We start from the raw sequence: 1,136 nt of genomic DNA on the forward strand, positions 1-1,136 counted from the left end.
TCCTTGTACAGCAGGTAGCGGAACTTGTCGGGCCCGCCAGCGTAGCAGGCCTGGGGGCAGAAGGCGCGCAGCCACATAAAGTCGCCCGCCTGCACTTCGACCCAGTCCTGGTTCAGGCGATAAACGGCCTTGCCTTCGAGCACATACAGGCCGTGTTCCATGACATGCGTTTCGGCAAAGGGGATTACGCCGCCGGGCAGGAAGGTCACGATATTGACATGCATATCATGGCTCATGTCGGTGGGATTCACGAAGCGGGTGGTGGCCCAGCGTCCTTCGGTGTCGGGCATGGCCACGGGGGCGATCTGCTGCTCGTTGGTGACAAAGGCGCACGGGTAGGCAATGCCCTCGACGGCCTGGTAGCGCTTGCGGATCCAGTGAAAACGGGCGTTCGTATCGCTGCTGTTGCGCACGGTCCAGTCCGAGGCGGGGGGGATGAAGGCATAGCCGCCCGGGGTCAGGGTGTGTTCGGTGCCGGCCAGGGTGAGCGAGAGCTGGCCTTCTACTACGAAGAGCACCGCCTCTGCTTGCGGGTCCTGTTCGGGATGGCTGCTGCCGCCGCCGGGGCCCACTTCGACAATATATTGGGAGAAGGTTTCTGCAAACCCTGACAGCGGGCGGGCCAGCACCCACAGTCGGGTTTGTTCCCAAAACGGCAGATAGCTGGTGACGATGTCGCGCATGACGCCTTTGGGAATGACGGCATAGGCTTCGGTGAACATGGCCCTGTCGGTCAGCAGCTCGGTCTGGGCGGGATGACCACCATGGGGCGCGTAGTAGGGCGTCTTTGACATTGGAAAAGGTCCTCGTATCTGTGTTCAAGCAAATAAAGCAAAAAACGTAAAGCGGATAGTGGTAAAGCAGCCAGGGCAAAAAACTCCTACAAGAGAATGCATGCCTGGACAACTGGTGAATAAGGTTCAGGGCAGAGAGCTGATCAAGCCGGCGGGCGTGAGCGTGGCGATGTCGCAGTTGTGTCCTGGTCCGCTGCGATCGATGACCAGAAAGTCCGAGACCGCCTCCAGCGCCAGCAGCGGGTGATGCCAGACCCCGGTGGCGTAGTTCACGCCTTGGTGGGGCTGACACAGGAAGACGCGCAATTGGTCAATAGTAGGGGCAGAGCCGGCAGGAGCAAC

2 protein-coding genes are annotated in these 1,136 nt (G+C 60.6%); both read right to left on the reverse strand.

The features are described 5' to 3' along the window. Window positions 1-794: bifunctional allantoicase/(S)-ureidoglycine aminohydrolase (locus tag INT32_RS22020; RefSeq protein WP_193090806.1), on the reverse strand; the 794-nt coding region annotated here is incomplete at its 3' end. A 126-nt stretch (window positions 795-920) separates the two neighbouring features. Next, a partial coding sequence (locus INT32_RS22025) for an ureidoglycolate lyase (RefSeq protein WP_193090807.1) occupies window positions 921-1,136 on the reverse strand: 216 nt, incomplete at its 5' end.

Origin of the sequence: Advenella sp. FME57, from assembly GCF_014897675.1 — a bacterium.
GTDB lineage: Bacteria > Pseudomonadota > Gammaproteobacteria > Burkholderiales > Burkholderiaceae_B > Advenella.